The following is a 21,988-nucleotide window of genomic DNA, read 5'->3' as shown; positions in this document are numbered from 1 at the left end:
TCCGCAACCACGGCAGTTTCTGCCCCCATCGAGTGTCCGACCCCCATCCTGCGCGCCTGTCTGAAAAAGAAGACAAGCGCACCTTCCTCCAAAAACTGGCCGAATTCATCCACCCTGGACCGGATTCCACTGCCGAGCTGATCGAAACGCTGGCGGAGGCGGAGGACAACAACATCATTGGGGCGGAATCCCGGGTCATGCTCGAAGGCGTGATCCGCATGGCCGATATGACCGCCGGCGACGTGATGGTGCCCGCCACGCGCATGGACCTGCTCAACATCCTGGAACCCCTGGACAGCCTGTTGCACACCGTGATCGACACTGCGCACTCGCGTTTTCCGGTGTTCGAGGGTGAGCGTGAAAACATCATTGGCATCCTGATGGCCAAAGACCTGCTCAAGCTGCAGCGGGCACCCGAGCTCAACATCCGGGCCTTGCTGCGCCCGGCGGCGTTTGTTCCGGAGTCCAAAGGCTTGAACGACTTGCTGCGTGAATTTCGCGGCAACCGCAACCACTTGGCGATCGTGATTGACGAGTTTGGCCGCGTGGCCGGACTCATCACCATTGAGGACGTGCTGGAGCAAATCGTTGGCGAGATTGAGGACGAATTCGACATTCCCGAAGACGAGGGCGACATCTTCGCCCTGGCCGATCGCACCTACCGCGTCAGCGGTGACACGCCGCTGGAGCGCGTGAACGACGCTTTTTCGGTCTCCCTCGCGGGCTCTGACCCGGAAGACCACTTTGACACCATTGGCGGCCTGATTGCCCACGAGATGGGCCATGTGCCCAAGCGCGGTGAACGCCACAGCCTGGGCGGGCTGGACTTTCTGGTGCTGCACACCAAGGGTGGTGCGGTCAAGTGGTTCAAGGTGTCGCCCGCCGCCGGCGCCACTGCGGCGTGACCGCAGGAGCCTTGCACTTCGCTGGGGCGCCTGCCGCACCCGCATCCCGGATCTGGTTTGCTATTGTATTAGTAGCTGCTTGCGCACAATCCACGGGGGCTGCGTGGCCTTTTGATGATTTTTTTGGCCGTGGTGCCACGCTGTGGTGGCTGCAACTGCTGGCCCAAGCTGCCTTTGTGGTGGCGCTGTTGCGTGCGCCCACTGCGCGTGCGGCGGCAGGCCTGACTTGGTGTTTTGCCACCGTGTGGCTCAGCACAACGTTCTGGTGGCTGTTCATCGCCTTGCATACCTATGGTGGGCTACCCGCTGTGCTGGCTGGTTTCGCCATCGTTGCGCTGGCGGCGGCGCTGGGGTTGTATTACGCGATTGCGGGCTGGTTGTTCTGGCGCTGGCGCCATGCGCCTCCCGCCATGCTGGCCCTGGGTTTTGCCGCTTTGTGGACCATGGCCGAATTGGCCCGTGGCACCTGGCTCACCGGTTTTGGTTGGGGCGCGGTGGGCTACGCGCACCTCGATGGCCCCTTGGCTTGGTACCTGCCCTGGCTGGGCAGTTACGGCGTGGGCTGGCTGGCGGCGTTTGGCGCGGCCACGCTGGCGTTACTGTGGCGCAAGGGGGTTGCCAACGCCGTACTGCTGGCGGGCCTGTTGGCGCTGCCACTCATGGCGCCGCCTGTTTGGAATCAGTGGACCCAGGCCAGCGGCAGCCTGAGCGTGACGCTGCTGCAGGGCAATATTCCGCAAGACGAGAAGTTCGAGTCTGGCAGCGGTGTGCCCCTGGCGCTGCGCTGGTACGCCGAACAACTGCTGGCAAGCCAGACCGACCTGGTGGTGGCACCAGAAACCGCCGTGCCCCTGCTGCCGCAGCAGTTGCCAGACGGTTACTGGGCCACCCTGCAACAGCGTTTTGCCAGCGGCAAGTCCGCGGCGTTGGTGGGTATTCCGCTGGGCAGTTATGCGCAGGGGTACACCAACTCGGTGCTGGGCCTGGCGCCGGGGCAGGCACCGCCGTGGCGTTACGACAAACACCACCTGGTGCCGTTTGGCGAGTTCATTCCGCCGCTGTTCAAGTGGTTCACCCGCATGATGAACATCCCGCTGGGTGACTTCAACCGCGGGCCGCTGGGCCAGCCGTCCCTGTCGGTGGCGGGTGAGCGTGTGGCGGCCAATATTTGCTACGAAGACTTGTATGGCGAAGAGCTGGCCAGCCGCTTTGCGGATGCCGCGCTGGCGCCCACCGTGTTTGCTAACGTGAGCAACCTGGGCTGGTTCAACGACTCGATTGCGCTGGACCAGCACCTCAATATCTCGCGCGCCCGGGCGCTGGAGTTTCAGCGCCCCTTTGTGCGGGCCACCAACACCGGCGCCACCGCCATCCTGGACCACCAGGCCGTAGTACAAAAAGCCTTGCCCGCGCGTACCCGCGGTGTGCTGGTGGGCGAGGTGCAGGGCCGCACCGGGGTGACGCCGTTTGCCTGGTGGGCCGCGCGCTTTGGGCTGTGGCCGCTGTGGGTGGTCTGCCTGCTGTTGGCCGCCATGGCTTGGCGCTTGGGCCGACACACGCGTTAAGGGCCTGCAGCCCCGTAAAATGCGGGGTTTACTCGGACGAACGTTCTTGCCACGGCACCCTGCCGCGCACCAGCCCACGCACCATGCTTACTTTTCAGCAAATCATTTTGAAACTGCAGTCCTACTGGGCTGACCAGGGTTGCGCCCTGTTGCAACCCTATGACATGGAAGTGGGCGCCGGCACCTCGCACACCGCAACCTTTTTGCGCGCCATTGGCCCCGAGCCATGGAAGGCCGCCTACGTGCAGCCCAGCCGCCGCCCCAAGGACGGTCGCTATGGCGAGAACCCCAACCGCTTGCAGCACTACTACCAATACCAGGTGGTGCTCAAGCCTGCGCCCAGCAACATCCTGGAGCTGTACCTGGGTTCGCTCGAAGCGCTGGGGTTCGATCTGAAGAAAAACGACATCCGTTTTGTCGAAGACGACTGGGAAAACCCCACGCTGGGCGCTTGGGGCCTGGGCTGGGAAGTCTGGCTCAACGGCATGGAAGTGACCCAGTTCACCTACTTCCAGCAGGTCGGCGGCATTGACTGCAAACCCGCCACGGGCGAGATCACCTATGGGCTGGAGCGCTTGGCCATGTACCTGCAGGGCGTGGACAACGTCTACAACCTGACCTGGACCGAGGGCCTGAGCTATGGCGACGTCTACAAACAAAACGAGGTGGAACAGTCCACCTACAACTTCGAACACAGCGATGCCGACTTCCTGTTCACCGCGTTTAACGCGCATGAAAAACAGGCCAAGCATTTGATCGACGCGCAATTGGCGCTGCCCGCCTACGAGCAAGTGCTCAAGGCCGCGCACAGCTTCAACCTGCTGGACGCACGCGGCGCCATCAGCGTGACCGAACGCGCCGCCTACATTGGCCGCATCCGCAATCTGGCGCGCAGCGTGGCGCAGAGTTATTACGAGAGCCGTGAGCGCCTGGGTTTCCCCATGGCGCCGCGTGCGTGGGTGGAACAGATGACCCAGTTGACCAAGAAGGCCGCGTGAGAGACATGAGCATGACTAGCAAAAACCTTCTCGTTGAACTGTTTGTGGAAGAGCTGCCTCCCAAGGCGTTGAAAAAGCTGGGCGAGGCGTTTTCCTCGGTGTTGGCCGATTCGCTGAAAGCCCAAGGCTTGGCCGCTGCCGATGCGGCGGTCACCCACTTTGCGTCTCCGCGCCGTCTGGCTGTGCATGTCACGGCCGTGGCTGCGCAGGCTGCCGACAAAGCCGTGTCGCAAAAGCTGATGCCGGTTGCTGTGGGCCTGGATGCCTCTGGCAACGCAACCCCCGCATTGCTGAAGAAGCTACAAGCCCTGGGTGCCGACGCATCTGCGGTGAGCGGTCTGAAGCGCGCACCCGATGGCAAGGCCGAGGCGCTGTTTTATGACAGCACCGTCAAAGGCGCCACACTGGCCGAAGGCCTGCAAAAGGCGCTGCTGGACGCCATTGCCAAGCTGCCCATTCCCAAGGTCATGACCTACCAGTTGGAAAGCGGCTGCGAGCTCCCGGGCTGGAGCAGTGTGAGTTTTGTGCGTCCCGCGCACAGCCTGATGGCGCTGCATGGTGCCGACGTGGTGCCGGTGCAGGCCCTGGGGCTGCAATCTGGCAACAGCACCCAAGGCCACCGCTTTGAGGCGGCCGTGTCACCCGTGGTGATTGTCGATGCCGATGCCTATGCCGCTGTGCTGGCTATGGACGGTGCCGTGATTGCCAGCTTTGCCGATCGCCGTGCCGAAATCGTGCGCCAGCTGGCTGCCGCTGCAGCCAAGGTGGGCGGTGGTTGCAAGCCCATCGACGACGACGCGCTGCTGGACGAAGTGACCGCCTTGGTGGAGCGTCCCAATGTACTGATCTGCGAGTTCGAAACGCAGTTTTTGGATGTGCCGCAAGAGTGCCTGATCCTGACCATGAAGGCCAACCAGAAGTACTTTCCGTTGCTGGACGCGAACAACAAACTCACCAACAAGTTTTTGGTGGTGAGCAACATCAACCCCGAAGACACGAGTTTTGTGATCGGCGGCAACGAGCGTGTGGTGCGCCCGCGCCTGGCCGATGCCAAGTTCTTTTTTGACCAGGACCGCAAGAAGACGCTGGCGTCGCGTGTTGAGGGTCTGGGCAAGGTGGTGTACCACAACAAGCTGGGGACGCAGGGTGAGCGCGTGGAGCGCGTGCGTGCCATTGCGAAGGCCATTGCCGCGCAACTGGGCGACGCCACACTGGTGGCACAAGCCGACCAAGCTGCGCAACTGGCCAAGACCGATCTGGTGACCGACATGGTGGGCGAGTTCCCCGAACTGCAAGGCATCATGGGCGGCTACTACGCGCTCAACGACGGCCTGCCAGAGGCCGTGGCGCACGCGATTGAAGACCACTACAAGCCGCGCTTTGCGGGTGATGCGTTGCCGCGTGGGGCTACGGGTATCGTCGTGGCATTGGCTGACAAGCTTGAAACCTTAGCCGGACTGTTCGGAGTTGGGCAACTGCCAACCGGTGACAAAGATCCGTTTGCGCTGCGCCGTCATGCATTGGGCGTAGTACGAATGCTGTCCGATCAAGGTGTTGAGTTGTTTATGGGCCTTGATGAATTGATCAAACTATCCTTCGACCAGTTTCCAAACGCACTTCAAGCGGCACCAGAGCAGTTGAGCGAATTCATCCTGGACCGCCTGGCAGGTTCGCTGCGGGAACAAGGCTACAGCGCGCAAGAAGTCGATGCCGTGCTGGCCCTGCGTCCGCAGCGCCTGGGCGATGTGGCCAAACGCCTAGCTGCCGTGCGTGCCTTTGCCGAGCTGCCCGAAGCCCCAGCGCTGGCGGCCGCTAACAAGCGCGTCGGCAACATCCTCAAGAAGGTCGAAGGCACGGTGGATGCCACCGTCAACGCCGCGCTGCTGCAAGAGCCGGCCGAGAAAGCTCTGGCGGACGCTCTTAAAACCGTAGCGCCTACCGCAGATACAGCTTGGGCTGCAGGCAATTACGCTGCCAATCTACAAGCCTTGGCCGCCCTCAAAGCGCCGGTGGACGCCTTCTTTGACGGCGTGATGGTGAATGCCGAAGACCCCGCGCTCAAGGCCAACCGCCTGGGCCTGTTGGCAACGTTGCACGCCGCCATGAACCGCGTAGCCGACCTCTCCAAGCTGGCTGCTTAAACCGGGCAACACACCATGAAACTCTGCGTCCTCGACCGCGACGGCACCATCAACATCGACAGTGCGGAGTTCGTCAAATCGCCCCACGAGTGGCGGCCCTTGCCCGGCGCGCTGGAGGCGATTGCCAAGCTCAACCACGCGGGCTGGCATGTGGTGGTGGCGACCAACCAGAGCGGTCTGGGGCGCGGCCTGTTTGACGTGGTGGCGCTCAATGCCATGCACGCCAAGATGCACACCATGCTGGCGGCGGTGGGCGGCAAGGTGGACGCCATCTTTTACTGCCCACACGCACCCGACGACAACTGCCACTGCCGCAAACCCGAACCGGGCTTGTTTGAGCAGATTGGCGAACGGTTTGGGGTGGACCTCAAAGGCATGCCCGCCGTGGGCGACTCGGCGCGTGACCTGATTGCCGGTGCCGCCGTGGGCTGTGTGCCGCACCTGGTGTTGACCGGCAAGGCCGCGGCCTACAAGGGGCGCGAGCTGCCCGAGAGTTTTCCCGCAGGCACCATCGTGCACGAGGACCTGGCTGCATTTGCCGACCACTTGGTGGCACAGGCATGAGTGGCATGCCGCCGGTGCCAAACCTGGGGCAACCGTCCCGCCCCAACTGGCTGATGGCCGTGCTGCGCTCCTGCCTGCACATGTTGTGGATGCTGGTCACCGTCATGCCCTGGGGCATCATCATGCTGGTGGCGTCCATCCGCGTGCGCGGCAAGCCGCTGTGGTGGATGGCGGTGCGCTGGCTGGGCTGGGCGATTGGCGGCGCACGTGTGCTGCTGGGCATTCGTACCCACGTGATTGGTTGGGAGAACCTGCCCACGGGTGACACGGCGCCAGCGATTCTGTTGGTCAAGCACCAGTCCACGTTTGAGACGTTTCTGATGCCCACACTGATGCCACACCCGCTGGCCTATGTGTTCAAGAAAGAGCTGCTCTACGTGCCCTTTTTCGGCTGGGCCATGGGCCGGCTGGACATGATCCACATCGACCGCAGCCAGCGCAACGAATCGTTTGCCAAGGTGGTGGCGCAGGGCAAGCGCCTGTTGGCGCAGGGCATCTGGGTCATCATGTTTCCCGAGGGTACGCGTATTCCACGCGGTCAGACCGGCACCTACAAACTGGGCGGCACCCGCCTAGCCGTGGCCACCGGCGCGCCCGTCATTCCGGTGGCGGTGACCAGCGCCAAGTGCTGGCCACGCAAGGCTTTCATCAAGACGCCCGGTGTGGTGGAGGTGTCGATTGGCAAGCCCATTCCCAGCGAGGGGCGCGAGCCCAAAGAGCTGATGGAAGAGGTGCAGGCCTGGATCGAAGCAGAGATGCGCCGCCTGGACCCCGGGGCCTACCTTGGCTAGCATGCGCCCTGTTTCACCGCTGGGCCGCCCCAAGGTGAAACGCGCCCCCCCGGGGGGCAGCGAACCACGCGCAGCGGGGAGCATGGGGGCTCTTTCTCTATTACGCTACACCCTCGATCTTTTTGAGCCTTTTGGGGCTGTAGCACCCGTAGATGCTGCGCCAACAGCTCCTAAAAAAGTAGCAAATCCGCTGCCCAGTCAGCCCTTTGTGGCGGGCCAGCCGCTGCACAACGCCATCGCCCCGGTCAACTACGCGCACCCCAAAGCTACCCGCGAGGTGCGGCTGGAGGGCGCCGTGGTGGCCTACGCCTTTGCGCGTGGCAAACGCCGCACCATCGGCTTTGTGGTGGGGCCCGACGGCCTGAGCGTGCGCGCGCCGCGTTGGACGCCATTGGGCGAGGTAGACGCCGCGCTGCAGGAAAAATCCGGCTGGATTCTGCGCAAGCTGGACGAAACGCGTGAGCGCCAAACCCGCCAGGAACATGCGCAGGTGGCGTGGCAAGAGGGCGCGGTGATTCCCTACCTGGGCCAGTCCATCCGCATTGCGCTGGACGGTGGCCACGGCTTTGCGGCCAAGGGCGCGCAGCTGGACGCGGCGGCGCAGGACGATGGCGTCACCACGCTGCGCATTGCCCTATCGCACACCGCCACCGAGGCGCAGATTCGTGATGCCGTGCAGGCCTGGTTGATGCGCCAGGCCAAGGCCAATTTTGTGGCGCGGCTGGACCACTATGCGCCCCAGTTGCAGGTGCGCTGGGCCAAGATGAGCCTGAGCAACGCTGGGACCCGCTGGGGCAGCGCCAAGAGCGACGGTTCCATCCGCCTGAACTGGCGCCTGATCCACTTTCGCCAAGCCGTGATCGACTACGTGGTGGCCCACGAGCTGAGCCACCTGCGCGTGATGGACCACAGCCCCCGCTTCTGGGACACCGTGCGTTCTGTGGTGCCGGATTATGCGGAGTTGCGCGGCAGCCTCAAGGACCCGGCGATTCCGAAGTGGTGAGGCCGGTGCGCCACACCGTGTGCGTCAGTGCCTAAGGCGCCTGAAAGCAGTCGATTCGTCTGCTAAATTCACGGGCGCTTCTATTCACACAATACAGGGAGGAAAAAATGAAGTACTGGATACGTTCGGCCGTGATTTTGATGGGGCTGGGCAGCCAACTGGCGGTGGCGGAGGATTTGTTTTTGGATGGCAAACCGAGGAAGGTGGCGCAGTATTCTGAGCTGCCTGCGGGATCCACGGTGGGTGACTATCCGCTGTATACGGGGGGGCGCACCTGGTATGTGTTGGAGCAGCATGCGGGCGACAACAACATGGATTTACGGATTCTGAGCGTTGCACTCGGCAGCCCCCAGGACGGTGATTTTTTCGCCGAAATGTCAGTCACGGTGTCGGCAGGTATCGCCACTTCGGATGGCTATTTTTCTGCCGATTTGTGCAGCCCTAGCAGGCCGCATCTGTTCATGCTCAACAAAGCCTCAGGTCGCATTGATAACTGCCTGATCCTGGATCCTTATGTCGCCAAGATGCGCACGGGGGATACCACCTTGTTCCATGTCAAGGTCCGAAACTCCCAGTCTAGTTGGCGCCTCTACGATATGTCTCTCATGCTGAATCCCGCCAAGTTGGGTTTTCCGGCCACGACTGCGGCCGACTGGAGCCCCAGTGCCGTTGCTGCAGACCCCAAGAAGAAACAGGCCGTCGACAAGATCGTGGCCTGGGCTAAGCAATTGCAGGAGGGCGTGAACAAGGCTATTGCCTTTTCCAAGCCTCAGGATGCATTTGATGGCGTTCCTCCGATCCAAACACTACTGACTGCAGATTGAGACACGCGTCACGCCCACAAAAAAAGCACCCACTGGTGCTTTTTTTGTGTCTGCACACTGCGTTGTCAGCGCACCGTGCTCGCATCCTGTCCAAACAAAATCTTCTTCGCCGCTTCGTCCATGCCCGGGTTGCGGATGCCTTCGGCAATTGCATAGGCCTTGACTGTCGCAGGGCGCGCCGCTACGCGGGCAAACCAGGCGGCCAGGTGGGGGAAGTCTTCCAGCTTCTGGCCCTGGCGCTCGTAGGGCACGATCCAGGGGTAGCTGGCCATGTCGGCAATGCTGTACTCGCCCGCAATGTAGTCCCGGCCATCGCTCAGGTGTTTGTTGAGCACGCCGTACAGGCGCGATGTCTCTTTGGTGTAGCGCTCGATGGCGTAGGGCAGTTTCTCGGGCGCGTACTGGCCGAAGTGGTGGTTCTGCCCGGCCATGGGGCCCAGGCCGCCCATTTGCCAGAACAGCCACTGCAACGTCACGTTGCGGCCGCGCAAGTCCTGCGGCACAAAGCGGCCAATCTTGTCGGCCAGATACAGCAGGATGGCGCCGGATTCGAACATCGGGATCGGTGCGCCGCCGTCGGCGGGCGACTGGTCCACGATGGCGGGGATGCGGTTGTTGGGCGCAATGGCCAGGAACGCGGGCTGGAACTGCTCACCACGTCCGATGTGGACGGTGTGCAACTGATAGGGCAGGCCGGCCTCTTCCAGAAACATGGTGATCTTGTGGCCGTTGGGTGTGGTCCAGTAGTACAGGTCAATCATGCAAAGCGCTCCCTTTCTTTGAAGCGCTGCACCTTAGCGGATTTCAGGAAACCCTGCTGGCCGCGGAAAACCGCAGCATGCCATCGGGCCCCCGCGTGCGCTGCAGTTGTCCCGCGTACCAGAGCGCGTGCAGGTGGGCCACAGATTCGCCCAGCGCAAAGGTGGTCTGGTGGAAGTCCATGGCGCGCGTGAACAGCACGGGAATGATGTCGGCGGCACTGCAGGGCTGCTGGCGGCACGCCTCCAGTACCTTGTCCAGGTGGGCACGGTGGTGGTCGTGCAACTGCTGGATGCGTTCGTGCAGGCCGGTAAAGGGTTTGCCGTGTGCGGGCAGCACCAACGTGTCGGCGGGCAGGGGGCGGAACTTGTCGATGGAGCCCAGGAACAGGGCCAATGCATCGGCCTCAGGCTCGGACTCGTAGACGCTCACATTGGTTGAGATGCGCGGCAGCATCATGTCGCCGCCGATGAGCACGTTCAGGCTTTCGCAGTACAGCGCCATGTGCTCGGGCGCATGGCCGTAGCCGCTGATGCAGCGCCAGGTGTGGGCGCCTATGCGCAGCGTCTGGCCGTCCAGCAGGCGGTGGTAATCGTCGGGTACCGAAGGCACTAGGGTGGTGAAGTAGTCGCGCCGGTTCAGCAATTTGGACTGGGTCTCTTCGTCGTTGAGCCCGTGCTGGGCAAAGAAGGCCGCCGTGCGCGCACCGCCGAAGCTGGTCGGCGCCAGACACGCTAAGCGAGCGACTTGGTAGTCCAGCCCGCTGATCCACAGCGGTGCATTCCATCGCTGGCACAGCCAGTGCGCCAGTCCAATGTGGTCGGGGTGCATGTGGGTGACGATGACGCGCAGGATGGGCAGGCCTTCCAGCTCCTGCGCAAAGATGTCTTCCCATTGGGCCTTGGCCTCGTCGCGGTGGATGCAGGTGTCCACCACGCTCCAGCCCGCCACGCTATCCATCTCGTCGCGCAGCAGCCAGAGGTTGATGTGGTTCAGCGCAAACGGCAGGGCCATGCGGATCCACTTGATACCGGGCGCCACCTCGATGCAGCGGCCGCTCTCGGGCAGGGTGTCGCCCAGGGGGTAGTGCAGGCGCTGTTCCAGGTCGTTCATAGGCCCCAATCGTTTTGCTTCATAATTGACGTTTACGTAAACGTCAATCCAGGTTGGCATTGTAGACAGGCCCTGCTTGTCGCGGTGTCGCCACTTTTACCGCACCATGAGCACCACCTACAGCATCAGCGATCTGGCCCGCGAGTTTGACCTGACCACCCGTGCCATCCGGTTTTACGAGGATTTGGGCTTGCTACAGCCCGAGCGTACTGGGCCGGGTGGGCGTAACCGCGTGTACAGCGGCCGCGACCGTACCCGGCTCAAGCTGACGCTGCGCGCCAAACGGCTGGGCCTCTCCCTGACCGAGGCGCGCGACATCATCGAGATGTACGACAGCCCGCGTGACACGGGGGCCCAGCTGCAGAAGTTTCTGGACGTGCTGGCCGCCCACCGCAAACAGGTGGAAGAGCAAATGGCCGATCTGCAGGCGAACCTGGACGAAATCAAAGTGCACCAGCGCGAAGCGCGGGCCCTGCTGACCAAAAGTGAGCAAAAGGCCAAGGGCGTGACCAAGCCCGCCAAAACCCCCACCAAACCATAACGAGGAGACCCCATGAACACCCTGCCCGGACTGAACTTCCAACTCGGCGAAGACATTGACGCCCTGCGCGACGCGGTGCGCGAATTTGCCCAAGCCGAGATTGCGCCCCGCGCGGCCGAGATCGACAAGACCGACCAGTTCCCCATGGACCTGTGGCGCAAGATGGGTGACCTGGGCGTGCTGGGCATCACCGTGGGCGAGGAGTACGGTGGCGCCAACATGGGTTACCTGGCGCACATGATTGCGATGGAAGAAATCTCCCGTGCATCTGCCTCCGTGGGCCTGAGCTACGGCGCGCACAGCAATCTGTGCGTGAACCAGATCAAGCGCAATGGCACGGACGCGCAACGCGCCAAGTACTTGCCCAAGCTCATCAGCGGAGAGCATGTGGGTGCACTGGCCATGAGCGAACCTGGAGCTGGCAGCGACGTGCTGAGCATGAAGCTCAAGGCCGAAGACAAAGGTGGTTATTACCTGCTCAACGGCAACAAGATGTGGATCACCAATGGCCCCGATGCCGACACGCTGGTGGTCTACGCCAAGAGCGAACCCGAACTCGGCGCGCGCGGCGTCACCGCCTTCCTGATCGAGAAAGGTATGCCCGGTTTCAGCATCGCCCAAAAACTCGACAAGCTGGGCATGCGCGGCAGCCATACGGGCGAGCTGGTGTTTAACAACGTGGAAGTGCCGCTAAGCAATGTGCTGGGTCAAGTGAATGGCGGCGCCAAGGTGCTGATGAGCGGGCTGGACTACGAACGCGCCGTGCTCACCGGCGGCCCGCTGGGCATCATGCAATCGGTGATGGACAACGTCATCCCCTACATCCACGACCGCAAGCAGTTTGGCCAGAGCATTGGTGAATTCCAGCTCATCCAGGGCAAGGTGGCCGACATGTACACGGTGCTGCAGGCGGGCCGCAGTTTCGCCTACACCGTGGCCAAAAACCTGGATCTGCTGGGCACCGAACACGTGCGCCAGGTCCGCAAGGATTGCGCCTCTGTCATCCTCTGGACGGCCGAAAAGGCCACCTGGATGGCGGGCGAGGGCGTGCAGATCTTCGGCGGCAATGGCTATATCAACGAATACCCGCTGGGCCGCCTGTGGCGCGACGCCAAGCTGTACGAAATCGGGGCTGGGACCAGTGAGATTCGCCGCATGCTGATCGGCCGGGAGCTGTTCGCGGAGACAATGTAGGGCTGATGAAGTCCACAATTACCCGCACCCTGACAACCCTTCTCCATGGCGCCCTGCGCGGCCTGCTGCGCGCTTGGGTGCTGGTGGTGCCGCTGGTGCTGGCACTCAGCCTGATTCGGCTGGGGCAACTGGCGTATTTCTGGCCCAGCGGTTACCAGGCCTCCAGCGGGGACCTGACTGCTGTAGTGGTCCAGGGGCTGCGTTTTGACCTGAAGGTCAGCGCGATTGCCGGCTTTTTGCTGCTGCTGGTGCTGCCTTGGGTATCCGGCAAGGTGCAGGCCCGTATTGCCGGTGGGGTGGCCTTTGTGTTTGTGATGGCCTCGCTGGTCAATCTGCACTACTTTGGTTTTTACAAGACGCCGATCGACTCCTTGGTGTTTGGGCTGGTGGAGGACGACACCGCCGCCGTGCTGGAAACCATTTGGCGCGACTTTCCGGTCATCTGGACCCTGCTGCTGGCGGCTGCCCTGACCTGGGCTGCCATTGCGCTGCACCGCGGGCTGGTGCGGCGCCTGCAGCCCGATACCCTGCTGCAGACCCGCCATGCCCTGACCAAAGTGTTAGTGGTGCTGCTGGTGCTGTTTGCCATGTTGTTTGCGGGCAAAGGCACCTTGCGGCAGATGGCACTGCAGCGCCAGCATTTGACGGTGACCACTTCGCAGTTCCTCAACGACATGGTGCCCAACGGCATCATTGCCCTCAAGTACGCGTGGGACAGCCGGGGCCAATCGCAAAACCTGTCGGACCCGCTGGTCGGACTCCAGGCCATGGGGTTTGAATCGCCGCAGGCCGCAGCCCAGGTGCTGGGGCTGCCCATGGGGTCGGACGATGAAGTCAAGGCCGCGCTGTACCAGCACGACCCGCTGCCGATGGGCACTGCCAAGAAGAACCTGGTGTTTTTTCTCATGGAGTCGTGGAGCGCCGAGCCCATGCTCTACCAGAGCCCGAAGTTCGACGTGTTGGGCCGCCTGGCGCCCACGCTGACCGACCCGAGCAAAGCCTGCCACTTTCGCAACTTTGACTCGGCCCACGCGGGCACCCACCCCTCGCTGGAAGCTATCCTGTTTTCCACCCCCATCACGCCGCTGACGCTGGGTGACGTGGGGCGCAAACCGATTCCCTGGGCGCTGGCCAAGGTGGTCAAGGACGCGGGTTACCAAACCCTGTTTGTCACCTCGGCCCGCTCGGGCTGGCGCGACCTGAACCGGGTGCTCAAGGTGCAGGGGTTTGACGAGGTGGTGGACGCCAACACGCTGAAGGAAGCCTACCCCGAGGCCACGCTGGGCATTTGGGGCGTGTGGGACAGTTATGTCTTCAAGTACCTGAGCAAACGCATGGCGGCGCAGCCCCCCGACAAACCGCTGTTTGTGTTTGTGCTCACCAGCACCAACCACCCGCCGTATGACCTGCCGGCGGACTACCAGCGCGTGCCACGCGACATGGGCCTGTGGAAGGGTGAAACCAGCTCCGAGACGCTGATCCCCAACTTGGACAGCTACCACTACGCGGCCGACCTGCTGGGTGGTTTTGTGCAAGAGATTCAAAATGGCCCCCTCAAGGACAGCACGCTGATTGCCGGCACCGGCGACCACAATGTGCGCTCCTTTGGCGTGTATGCCGAGGCCAGCCGCCGCTACCTGGTGCGCCAAGTGCCGTTTGTCATCTGGGGCAACAAGCTCCAGTGCGGCAACCAGCTGGACCAGCCCGCCAGCCACCGCGACATGTTCAACACCCTGCTGCCGCTGGCGGGCATTGATGCGCCATACATCAACGCCGGGCGCAACCTGCTCAAGCCGCTGCCCGCGCAGCCCGACCCGATGAATGCGCCGCGCGCCATGTTTTTTACCGGGGATGCGCGCAACGCCCAGGGCATGTGGCAGCTCGGTAACCCCAGCTCGTTTGTCTGCACCGGGGCCCAGGCGCCGGCTGGCGCGTGCGAGTTCAATGCGCTGGACGACCAGCAGGAACGTGCCCGGTACGGACTTCTGGACTGGCATGTGCGTATCTCACTTAAGAAATAATAGAAGCCTATGACTGACAAACTCAACGACCTCTTTTCCCGCAACCGCGAATGGGCCGCCGAGATGGAGCGCAGCCGTCCCGGCTTCTTCACCGGGCTGGCCAACCAGCAAAAGCCCAAATACATGTGGATTGGCTGCTCCGACAGCCGTGTGCCCGCCAATGAGATCATCGGCCTGGCGCCTGGCGAAATTTTTGTCCACCGCAACGTGGCCAACGTGGTGGTGCACTCCGATCTGAACGCGCTGTCCACCATCCAGTTCGCGGTGGAACGGCTCAAGGTCCGTCACATCATGGTGGTGGGCCACTACGGCTGCTCGGGCGTGCAGGCCGCACTGGAAGGCGCGCGTATTGGCCTGGCCGACAACTGGCTGCGCCACATCCAGGACGTGCGAGACCGCCACCGCGATGTGATGGACCTGATCCCCGAGCATGGCAAGGCTGCGGCCCTGTGCGAGCTCAATGTGATCGAGCAGGTCATCAACGTGGCGCAAAGCACAGTGCTGCAAGACGCCTGGGCCGCCGAGCAGGATGTGACGCTGCACGGCTGGGTCTACGGTGTGCACGACGGCCTGGTGCAGGACCTGCACATGACCGTGGCACGCCAGGACGACCTGGAGTCGCTCTACCGCGAAGCCGTGTCCGGCGTGCGCCTGATGCCCAGAAATTTAAGATAAATAAGCTTCTAGCGCCCGTGGAATATGCGCGAGCAGCTATTTAATTGATAGCGATTAGGGCGCAACATGTTCCCCACCCGGCTCGATTCCTCGGTCGCTTACGACATCGCCCGCGCGATGCTGGATGGTTTTAACCGCCACTACCAGCTGTTCCGCGCGGAAAGTGCCCGCGCCAAACACCGCTTTGAGGTGGCTGACTGGCATGGCCAGCAGCGCGCCCAGCGCGAGCGCATCGAGTTTTACGACCTGCGGGTGAAAGAGTGCTCCAAGCGGCTGGAGCGTGAATTCAAGGCGGGTGAGCAGGGCATGGACGTGTGGCAGCAGATCAAGCTGCATTACATTGGCCTGCTGGTGGACCACCACCAGCCCGAGCTGGCCGAGACCTTCTTCAACTCGGTCACCACCAAGATCCTGCACCGCAGCTATTTTCAGAACGACTTCATCTTTGTGCGCCCCGCGGTCAGCACCGAGTACATCGAAAACCTGGTGTCCTCCGGCCGCCCCAGCCACCGTCCCACCTACCGCAGTTATTACCCCGCGCAGGACGAGGTGCAGGCCCAGCTGCTGCGCATGGTGCAAGACTTTGATTTGCGTGTGCCCTTTGACGACTTGGAGCGTGACGCCACCCGGGTGAGCGAGGTGATGCGCACCCAGCTGGGCGACGTGAAGCTGCGCGCCAACTTCCAGGTGCAGGTGCTGTCCAACTTGTTCTTCCGCAACAAGGGTTGTTACATCATCGGCAAACTCATCAACGGCTTTGTGGAACACGGCTTTGCGCTGCCCGTGCTGCATGGCCCGAATGGCAAGCTGCGCATCGACGCGGCGCTGTTTGGTGAGGATGACTTGCTGCGCCTGTTCAGTTTTGCGCGTGCCTATTTCATGGTGGACATGGAGATACCCAGCGCTTACGTGCAGTTTCTGCGCAGCATGATGCCGCGCAAGCCGCGCAACGAGCTCTACAACGCGCTGGGGCTGGCCAAACAGGGCAAGACGCTGTTCTACCGCGACTTTTTGCACCATCTGCAGCACAGCACCGACCAGTTCCGTATTGCAGCGGGTATCAAGGGCATGGTGATGCTGGTGTTCGACCTGCCCAGCTACCCCTATGTGTTCAAGGTCATCAAGGACTACTTTCCGCACCAGAAAGAGACCACTCGGGATCAGGTCAAGGCCAAGTACCAGTTGGTCAAGCAGCACGACCGCGTGGGCCGCATGGCCGACACGCTGGACTATGGCGACGTGGCCTTCCCACGCGAGCGCTTCAGCGACGTGCTGATGGCCGAGTTGTTGCAGTTCGCCCCCAGCCAGATCGAAATCAGCGACCGCGATGGGGACGACCAAACCGAGGTCATCATCCAACACCTCTACATCGAGCGGCGCATGATCCCGCTCAATATGTACTTGCAAGAGGCGTTTGACGCCGGCGGTGCCGACCCCGCCAACACCAGCCCGGCCGCGCAGCGCGCACGTGAGCAGATCACCCGCGCCGTCATCGACTACGGCTACGCCATCAAGGACATGGTGGCCGCCAACATTTTCCCCGGCGACATGTTGTGGAAGAACTTCGGTATCACGCGCAACAGCCAGGTCGTGTTTTACGACTACGACGAGATCGAATACCTGACCGACTGCAACTTCCGCAAGGTGCCCGAGCCGCGTAACGAGGAAGAGGAAATGTCCGGCGAGATCTGGTACCGCGTCGGCCCGCACGACGTATTCCCCGAAACCTTCGCCCCCTTTCTACTGGGCAACCCCCTGGTACGCGAAGTCTTCATGCAATACCACGCCAACCTGCTGGACCCTGCCTTCTGGCAGACGCAGAAAGAGCGGATTGCGGCGGGGTATGTGCATGATGTGTTTCCGTATGAGCGGGAAAAGAGGTTTATCAACAAAGTGTGATGGGGCGGGACGATGAAATTCAGAAATTTACTGGTGTGTGCGCTGCTCTGTATGGCCAGCCTGTGGTCGCAGGCACAAAATAATTTGCAACCCAAATACGGTGGACAGACGAAAAATCCTGCACAGCTGGCGGCGGATGCGGAATTTCTGGCGGGTGCAGACAAGGCATTTGGCAATGACCGTGTGAAAGCGGCCAACGAAGTCGCTGCGAGGGGGTGGACGTTGCTACGTGGAGGCAAGCTGGACGACGCCATGCGTCGCTTCAATCAGGCGTGGTTGCTAAATCCGGAGGATGGATCTGCCCTGTGGGGCATGGCTGTGATTGAGATGAGCAGACAGCGCATAGCCTCTGGTCGCGAGCTGTTTGAGGAGGCCGCAAAATCGATGTCTAAAGACATCGATTTTCAAGTGGACTATGTGCGTACCAAGGCTCAACTGGCGGACAGCGAGGCCGAGTTGAAGGCCACCTGGCCGGAATTTGCACGCATCTTTGCCAAGGCGCCTGACCACACGTTGAACCTGCAAAACTGGGCGATCAGCTACTTCGTGGTCGAACGGTACCGGGACGCATGGGAGAAGATTCTGCTGGCCGAAAAGACGCCACGTGCGCGCGAATTGGACCCCAACTTCATCAAAGCGCTGAGCGCGAAAATGCCGCGCCCCTGAGCGCTGGCCTTGGCGGGCGGCGTGTGACTTGGCGTACACTCCGCCCTGCCCGGGGTGCGCAATGGTTGCGCTGAGATGGATACCGAACCCGCGAACTTGATCTGGTTCATACCAGCGTAAGAAGTGCAGCGCAGCCGACGGCCGAATGCCGTCCGGGCGGCGTCTTTTCTCATCAGTTTGCGGAGCCGTGTTTTTTCTCTGAGTCTTCGGGTCTTAACCGGAGAACTCCCGTGAACGCACCCGACAAACTCGCCCAGTTCATTCGCCTGACGCGCGAACCGCTTCCCGCTTCCACCAAACGTTATCTGCAAGGCAGCCGCCCTGACATCCAGGTGCCGTTGCGCGAAATTTTGCAGAGCAATGGCGAAGCCATCACGGTGTACGACACCTCCGGCCCCTACACCGACCCGCGTGCCAACATCGACGTGCGCCAGGGCCTGCCGCTGGTGCGCCAGGGCTGGGTGGACGGCCGGGGCGACACTGAGTTGTACGAAGGCCGCAAACCCTTTGCGCTGGATGACGGCCTCAAGAACGGTGAGACCGATGCCCTGGCCGCCCTGCGTGCCCAGGCCGCCGGCCTGCAGCGCCAGCCACGCCGCGCGCGCAGCGGTGCCAACGTGACGCAGTTGCACTACGCCCGCAAAGGCATCGTCACCCCCGAGATGGAGTACGTGGCCCTGCGCGAGAACCAGAATCTGGAATGGCAGGCGCAGTACCTGGGCAATGCCGAGCGCGAAGCACGCCTGGCCGGCAACAGCTTTGGCGCCAGCATCCCCAAGGTGGTAACGCCCGAGTTTGTGCGCGATGAGGTCGCGCGCGGCCGCGCCATCATCCCCGCTAACATCAACCACACCGAGCTGGAACCCATGGCCATTGGCCGCAACTTCCTGGTGAAGATCAACGCCAACATTGGCAACTCGGCCGTCACCTCTAGCATCGAGGAAGAAGTGGAAAAGCTGGTCTGGTCCATCCGCTGGGGCGCAGACACCGTGATGGATCTGTCCACCGGCAAAAACATCCACACCACGCGCGACTGGATCGTGCGCAACAGCCCCGTTCCCATCGGCACCGTGCCGATCTACCAGGCGCTGGAGAAGGTGGGTGGCATTGCCGAAGACCTGACCTGGGAGATCTTCCGCGACACGCTGATCGAACAGGCCGAGCAGGGCGTGGACTACTTCACAGTGCACGCTGGCGTACGCCTGCCCTTCATCCACCTGACGGCCAACCGCGTGACCGGCATTGTCTCGCGCGGCGGCTCCATCATGGCCAAGTGGTGCATTGCGCACCATAAAGAGAACTTCATCTACACCCACTTCGATGAGATGACGGAGATCATGAAGGCGTATGACGTGAGCTACTCGCTGGGTGATGGCCTGCGCCCCGGCAGCGGTGCCGATGCGAACGACGAGGCGCAGTTTGCCGAGCTGCGTACGCTGGGCGAGCTCACGCACAAGGCCTGGCAGCAGGATGTGCAGGTGATGATCGAAGGCCCTGGCCACGTGCCCATGCACATGGTGCAGGCCAATATGACCGAGCAGCTCAAGCACTGTGGTGAGGCCCCGTTCTACACCCTGGGCCCACTAACCACGGACATTGCGCCGGGCTACGACCACATCACCAGCGGCATTGGCGCGGCCATGATTGGCTGGTTCGGCACCGCCATGCTCTGCTACGTCACACCCAAGGAACATCTGGGCCTGCCGGACCGCGAAGACGTGAAGGTCGGCATCATCACCTACAAGATTGCCGCCCACGTGGCCGATGTGGCCAAGGGCCACCCCGGCGTGCGGGCGCGGGATGACGCGTTGTCCAAGGCGCGCTTCGAGTTCCGCTGGATGGACCAGTTCAACCTCTCGCTGGACCCGGAAACCGCCAAGCAGTTTCACGATGAAACCCTGCCTGCCGAGGGCGCTAAGGTGGCGCATTTCTGCTCCATGTGCGGCCCCAAGTTCTGCAGCATGAAGATCACACAGGAAGTGCGCGACTACGCCAAGAACCTGGGCGTGAGCGAAGAGCAGGCGCTGCAGTCGGGCATGGACGTGATGTCCGACGAGTTCAAGAAGGTGGGCGGGGAAATTTATATCCCCATCGCCAGGGCAGAAGACACCAAGGCCTGACCGTGGCCGCCAAACGCATCGGCATTGTCGGCGCGGGCGTGCTCGGGCGGCTGCTGGCGTACACGCTCAGCCGCGCGGGCCACGCGGTGCAGGTGTTCGACCCCGCATCCGGTCCCGGTCCGCGCGCGGACTCGGGCTCGCTGGCTGCGGGTTGGACTGCCGCGGGCATGTTGAGTCCCGTGGCCGAGCTGGAGCGCGCGGGTGCCGAGGTGTTTGCGCTGGGTATACGCTCCTGCGCGCTGTGGCCTCAGATCGTGCAAGGTTTGGATCAACCCGTGGAGCTGCGTATGCAGGGCAGCCTGCTGCTGGCCCACCGCAGCGATGCAGGCGCCGCCCAACGCGTGGTCGGGTTGCTGCAGGCCAAGGCGGATGCGCCATACCAGCCGCAGCCCCTGACGCCCGCGCAGTTGCGCGAACTAGAGCCCAGTATCAGCGGCCCGGCACTGGCCTGGCTGCTGCCGTGTGAAGGGAAAATCCATCCGATCCAGGCGCTGCAGGCCCTGGCGGCGCAGGCCACGGCGCAGGGTGTGCAATGGCATTGGGGCACGACGGTGAGTGCGGTGGAGGCGAGTGTTTTGCGCGTGGGTGATGCACAGCACCGCTTTGACCATGTCTTCGACGTGCGCGGTGTGGGCGCCAAGCCCGCACTGCCCGTGCGCGGCGTACGTGGTGAAGTGTTCTGGCTGCACGCGCCCGGCGTGCAGTTGCACCGCCCCGTGCGCCTGCTGCATCCACGCCATTCGGTCTACCTGGTGCCGCGGCCCGGCGATGTCATCGTAGTCGGCGCCAGCGAGATCGAGAGTGAGGACCGCTCGCCCGTGTCGCTGCGCAGCACGCTGGAACTGCTGAGCGCCGCCCACAGCGCCATCCCCGCACTGGCCGAAGCACGCGTGCTGCATTCGGAGACCAACCTGCGCCCCGCGCTGCCCGACAACCTGCCCGTGGTGCGCCACCGCGCAGGCAAAACAGAAATCAACGGCCTCTTCCGCCACGGCTGGCTCATCGCCCCCGCCCTGGTGGAGCAGGCCCTGCACGAGTTATCGCTATGAGTACAACAGACACTGCACTGCCCACCATCACCGTGGTGGTGAACGGCAACCCGGAAAACACTACTGCCCGCACCCTGCAAGCCTGGGTGGATGCACGCGGCGTGCTACCTGCAGCCCTGGCAACTGCCGTCAACGGCAACTTCGTACCGCGCAGCCTGCGCGCGCAACAGCCATTGGCCGAGGGCGACACCATCCTGACTTTCCAACCGATAGAAGGAGGTTAAGCAAATGTCCGCAACACCAAGAGACTGGGAGGTCGGGCGTTCTGCGCAGGTAAAGGAGGAGCCCGCAGCGCGGGCGGGGGACACGGAGCAGAACGTCCGGCCTCCCAGTCGCTCCCATGACCAGAGCCAATGGCACATCGGCGGCCGCACCCTCACCAGCCGCTTCTTCCTAGGCACCGCCAGCTACCCATCGCCCCAATTGCTGCAGGACGCCATCGCCGCTTCTGGAGCACAGGTCGTCACTATGGGCTTGCGCCGCCAACTCGCCCATGGCGCAGAAGCAGGGGACTTCTTTGTCCTGGTGAAAGCCACCGGCGCCCACCTGCTGCCCAACACCGCCGGCTGCCACACCGCACGCGAAGCCATCACGCTGGCCCACATGGCACGCGAGTTGTTCGACACCACGTGGATCAAGCTCGAAGTGGTGGGCGACGCCCACACCCTGCAGCCCGACCCGTTTGAGTTGCTGGCCGCCGCCACGCAGTTGGTGAAAGACGGCTTCGAAGTCTTCCCCTACTGCATGGACGACCTGGTGAGCTGCCAGCGCCTGCTGGACGCGGGCTGCAACATCCTCATGCCCTGGGGTGCACCCATCGGTTCGGGCCAGGGGCTGGTGAATCCCGGCGCGCTGCGCACCCTGCGCGCCCGGCTGCCCGGCGTGCCGCTCATCGTGGACGCAGGCATAGGCTCACCTGCCGACGCCGTGCAGGCCATGGAGCTGGGGCTGGACGCCGTGCTGCTTAACAGCGCCGTGGCCCACGCGGTGGACCCGGTGCGCATGGCGCGTGCGTTCAAGCTCGGGATCGAGTCTGGCCGCCTCGCGTTTGAAGCTGGCGTCATGGCCCGCCAAGACATGGCTGTGGCCTCCACGCCCGTCGCCGGCCATCCTATTTTGCTCTGAGGTTGCTATGAAAAAAGAAGCTACTCGCGCAATGC

General features: G+C 62.8%; 20 protein-coding genes and 1 riboswitch. Of the genes, 18 read left to right on the top strand and 2 right to left on the bottom strand.

What is annotated here, in order from left to right:
• Nucleotides 1-32 precede the first annotated feature (32 nt).
• From C5F53_RS10910 to C5F53_RS10875, 8 genes are all read left to right on the top strand, one after another.
• Nucleotides 33-905: an HlyC/CorC family transporter gene (locus C5F53_RS10910; RefSeq protein ID WP_105261391.1), complete on the top strand. Its 873-nt coding sequence runs from the start codon at nt 33-35 to the stop codon at nt 903-905.
• A complete protein-coding gene (gene lnt / locus C5F53_RS10905) occupies nt 863-2,470 on the top strand; it encodes an apolipoprotein N-acyltransferase (protein WP_236635342.1) in 1,608 nt (535 codons plus the stop codon). The genes C5F53_RS10910 and lnt overlap by 43 nt, the downstream gene beginning before the upstream one ends.
• An 83-nt stretch (nt 2,471-2,553) precedes the next feature.
• On the top strand, nt 2,554-3,468 hold the full coding sequence (gene glyQ, locus C5F53_RS10900) for a glycine--tRNA ligase subunit alpha (protein ID WP_105261390.1): 915 nt from the start codon (nt 2,554-2,556) through the stop codon (nt 3,466-3,468).
• 11 nt (nt 3,469-3,479) lie between these two features.
• Nucleotides 3,480-5,609, top strand: coding sequence for a glycine--tRNA ligase subunit beta (gene glyS, locus C5F53_RS10895; protein ID WP_105261389.1), 2,130 nt, complete (start codon nt 3,480-3,482; stop codon nt 5,607-5,609).
• Nucleotides 5,610-5,624: 15 nt separating this feature from the next.
• Nucleotides 5,625-6,173, top strand: coding sequence for a D-glycero-beta-D-manno-heptose 1,7-bisphosphate 7-phosphatase (gene gmhB, locus C5F53_RS10890; RefSeq protein WP_105261388.1), 549 nt, complete (start codon nt 5,625-5,627; stop codon nt 6,171-6,173).
• 53 nt (nt 6,174-6,226) lie between these two features.
• Nucleotides 6,227-6,964 (top strand): 1-acyl-sn-glycerol-3-phosphate acyltransferase, encoded by a 738-nt coding sequence (locus tag C5F53_RS10885; protein WP_105261529.1) that lies wholly within the window; start codon nt 6,227-6,229, stop codon nt 6,962-6,964.
• Nucleotides 6,965-7,046: 82 nt separating this feature from the next.
• On the top strand, nt 7,047-7,967 hold the full coding sequence (locus C5F53_RS10880; RefSeq protein WP_105261528.1) for a M48 family metallopeptidase: 921 nt from the start codon (nt 7,047-7,049) through the stop codon (nt 7,965-7,967).
• 107 nt (nt 7,968-8,074) lie between these two features.
• The gene (locus C5F53_RS10875) at nt 8,075-8,791 is read left to right on the top strand and encodes a hypothetical protein (protein WP_105261387.1); all 717 of its coding nucleotides are present in this window, start codon (nt 8,075-8,077) and stop codon (nt 8,789-8,791) included.
• A gap of 65 nt (nt 8,792-8,856) precedes the next feature.
• Here the strand turns inward: C5F53_RS10875 and C5F53_RS10870 are convergent, their stop codons facing one another.
• Together C5F53_RS10870 and C5F53_RS10865 are read right to left on the bottom strand one after the other, a co-directional pair.
• Entirely contained in the window at nt 8,857-9,552 is a 696-nt protein-coding gene (locus C5F53_RS10870; protein WP_105261386.1) for a glutathione binding-like protein, read from the bottom strand.
• Nucleotides 9,553-9,595: 43 nt separating this feature from the next.
• Nucleotides 9,596-10,663, bottom strand: coding sequence for an MBL fold metallo-hydrolase (locus C5F53_RS10865; RefSeq protein ID WP_105261385.1), 1,068 nt, complete (start codon nt 10,661-10,663; stop codon nt 9,596-9,598).
• Nucleotides 10,664-10,769: 106 nt separating this feature from the next.
• Between C5F53_RS10865 and C5F53_RS10860 the strand changes: the two genes are divergently transcribed.
• The 10 genes from C5F53_RS10860 (at nt 10,770) to C5F53_RS10815 (ending at nt 21,953) form a co-directional block, all read left to right on the top strand.
• Nucleotides 10,770-11,204: a MerR family DNA-binding transcriptional regulator gene (locus C5F53_RS10860; protein WP_105261384.1), complete on the top strand. Its 435-nt coding sequence runs from the start codon at nt 10,770-10,772 to the stop codon at nt 11,202-11,204.
• Between the two features lie 12 nt (nt 11,205-11,216).
• Entirely contained in the window at nt 11,217-12,398 is a 1,182-nt protein-coding gene (locus tag C5F53_RS10855) for an isovaleryl-CoA dehydrogenase (protein ID WP_105261383.1), read from the top strand.
• Nucleotides 12,399-12,403: 5 nt separating this feature from the next.
• Complete coding sequence (locus C5F53_RS10850) at nt 12,404-14,419, top strand: LTA synthase family protein (protein ID WP_105261382.1); 2,016 nt, start codon at nt 12,404-12,406, stop codon at nt 14,417-14,419.
• Between the two features lie 9 nt (nt 14,420-14,428).
• Complete coding sequence (can, locus tag C5F53_RS10845; RefSeq protein WP_105261381.1) at nt 14,429-15,094, top strand: carbonate dehydratase; 666 nt, start codon at nt 14,429-14,431, stop codon at nt 15,092-15,094.
• A gap of 66 nt (nt 15,095-15,160) precedes the next feature.
• A complete protein-coding gene (gene aceK, locus C5F53_RS10840; RefSeq protein ID WP_105261380.1) occupies nt 15,161-16,993 on the top strand; it encodes a bifunctional isocitrate dehydrogenase kinase/phosphatase in 1,833 nt (610 codons plus the stop codon).
• A 12-nt stretch (nt 16,994-17,005) separates the two neighbouring features.
• Nucleotides 17,006-17,659 (top strand): hypothetical protein, encoded by a 654-nt coding sequence (locus tag C5F53_RS10835; protein ID WP_146097342.1) that lies wholly within the window; start codon nt 17,006-17,008, stop codon nt 17,657-17,659.
• A 40-nt stretch (nt 17,660-17,699) separates the two neighbouring features.
• Nucleotides 17,700-17,800: riboswitch (TPP riboswitch) on the top strand.
• A gap of 89 nt (nt 17,801-17,889) precedes the next feature.
• Complete coding sequence (gene thiC, locus C5F53_RS10830; RefSeq protein ID WP_105261378.1) at nt 17,890-19,779, top strand: phosphomethylpyrimidine synthase ThiC; 1,890 nt, start codon at nt 17,890-17,892, stop codon at nt 19,777-19,779.
• A gap of 2 nt (nt 19,780-19,781) precedes the next feature.
• A complete protein-coding gene (locus C5F53_RS10825) occupies nt 19,782-20,828 on the top strand; it encodes an FAD-dependent oxidoreductase (RefSeq protein WP_105261377.1) in 1,047 nt (348 codons plus the stop codon).
• Nucleotides 20,825-21,052, top strand: coding sequence for a sulfur carrier protein ThiS (gene thiS, locus C5F53_RS10820; protein WP_105261376.1), 228 nt, complete (start codon nt 20,825-20,827; stop codon nt 21,050-21,052). The genes C5F53_RS10825 and thiS overlap by 4 nt, the downstream gene beginning before the upstream one ends.
• 4 nt (nt 21,053-21,056) lie before the next feature.
• On the top strand, nt 21,057-21,953 hold the full coding sequence (locus C5F53_RS10815; protein WP_105261375.1) for a thiazole synthase: 897 nt from the start codon (nt 21,057-21,059) through the stop codon (nt 21,951-21,953).
• Nucleotides 21,954-21,988: the final 35 nt, after the last annotated feature.

It is taken from the genome of Rhodoferax sp. TS-BS-61-7 (assembly GCF_002943465.1).
Lineage (GTDB): Bacteria > Pseudomonadota > Gammaproteobacteria > Burkholderiales > Burkholderiaceae_C > Allorhodoferax.
The sequence above is the reverse complement of the archived record's forward strand: the minus strand, read 5'-3'. Positions and strand labels throughout refer to the sequence as shown.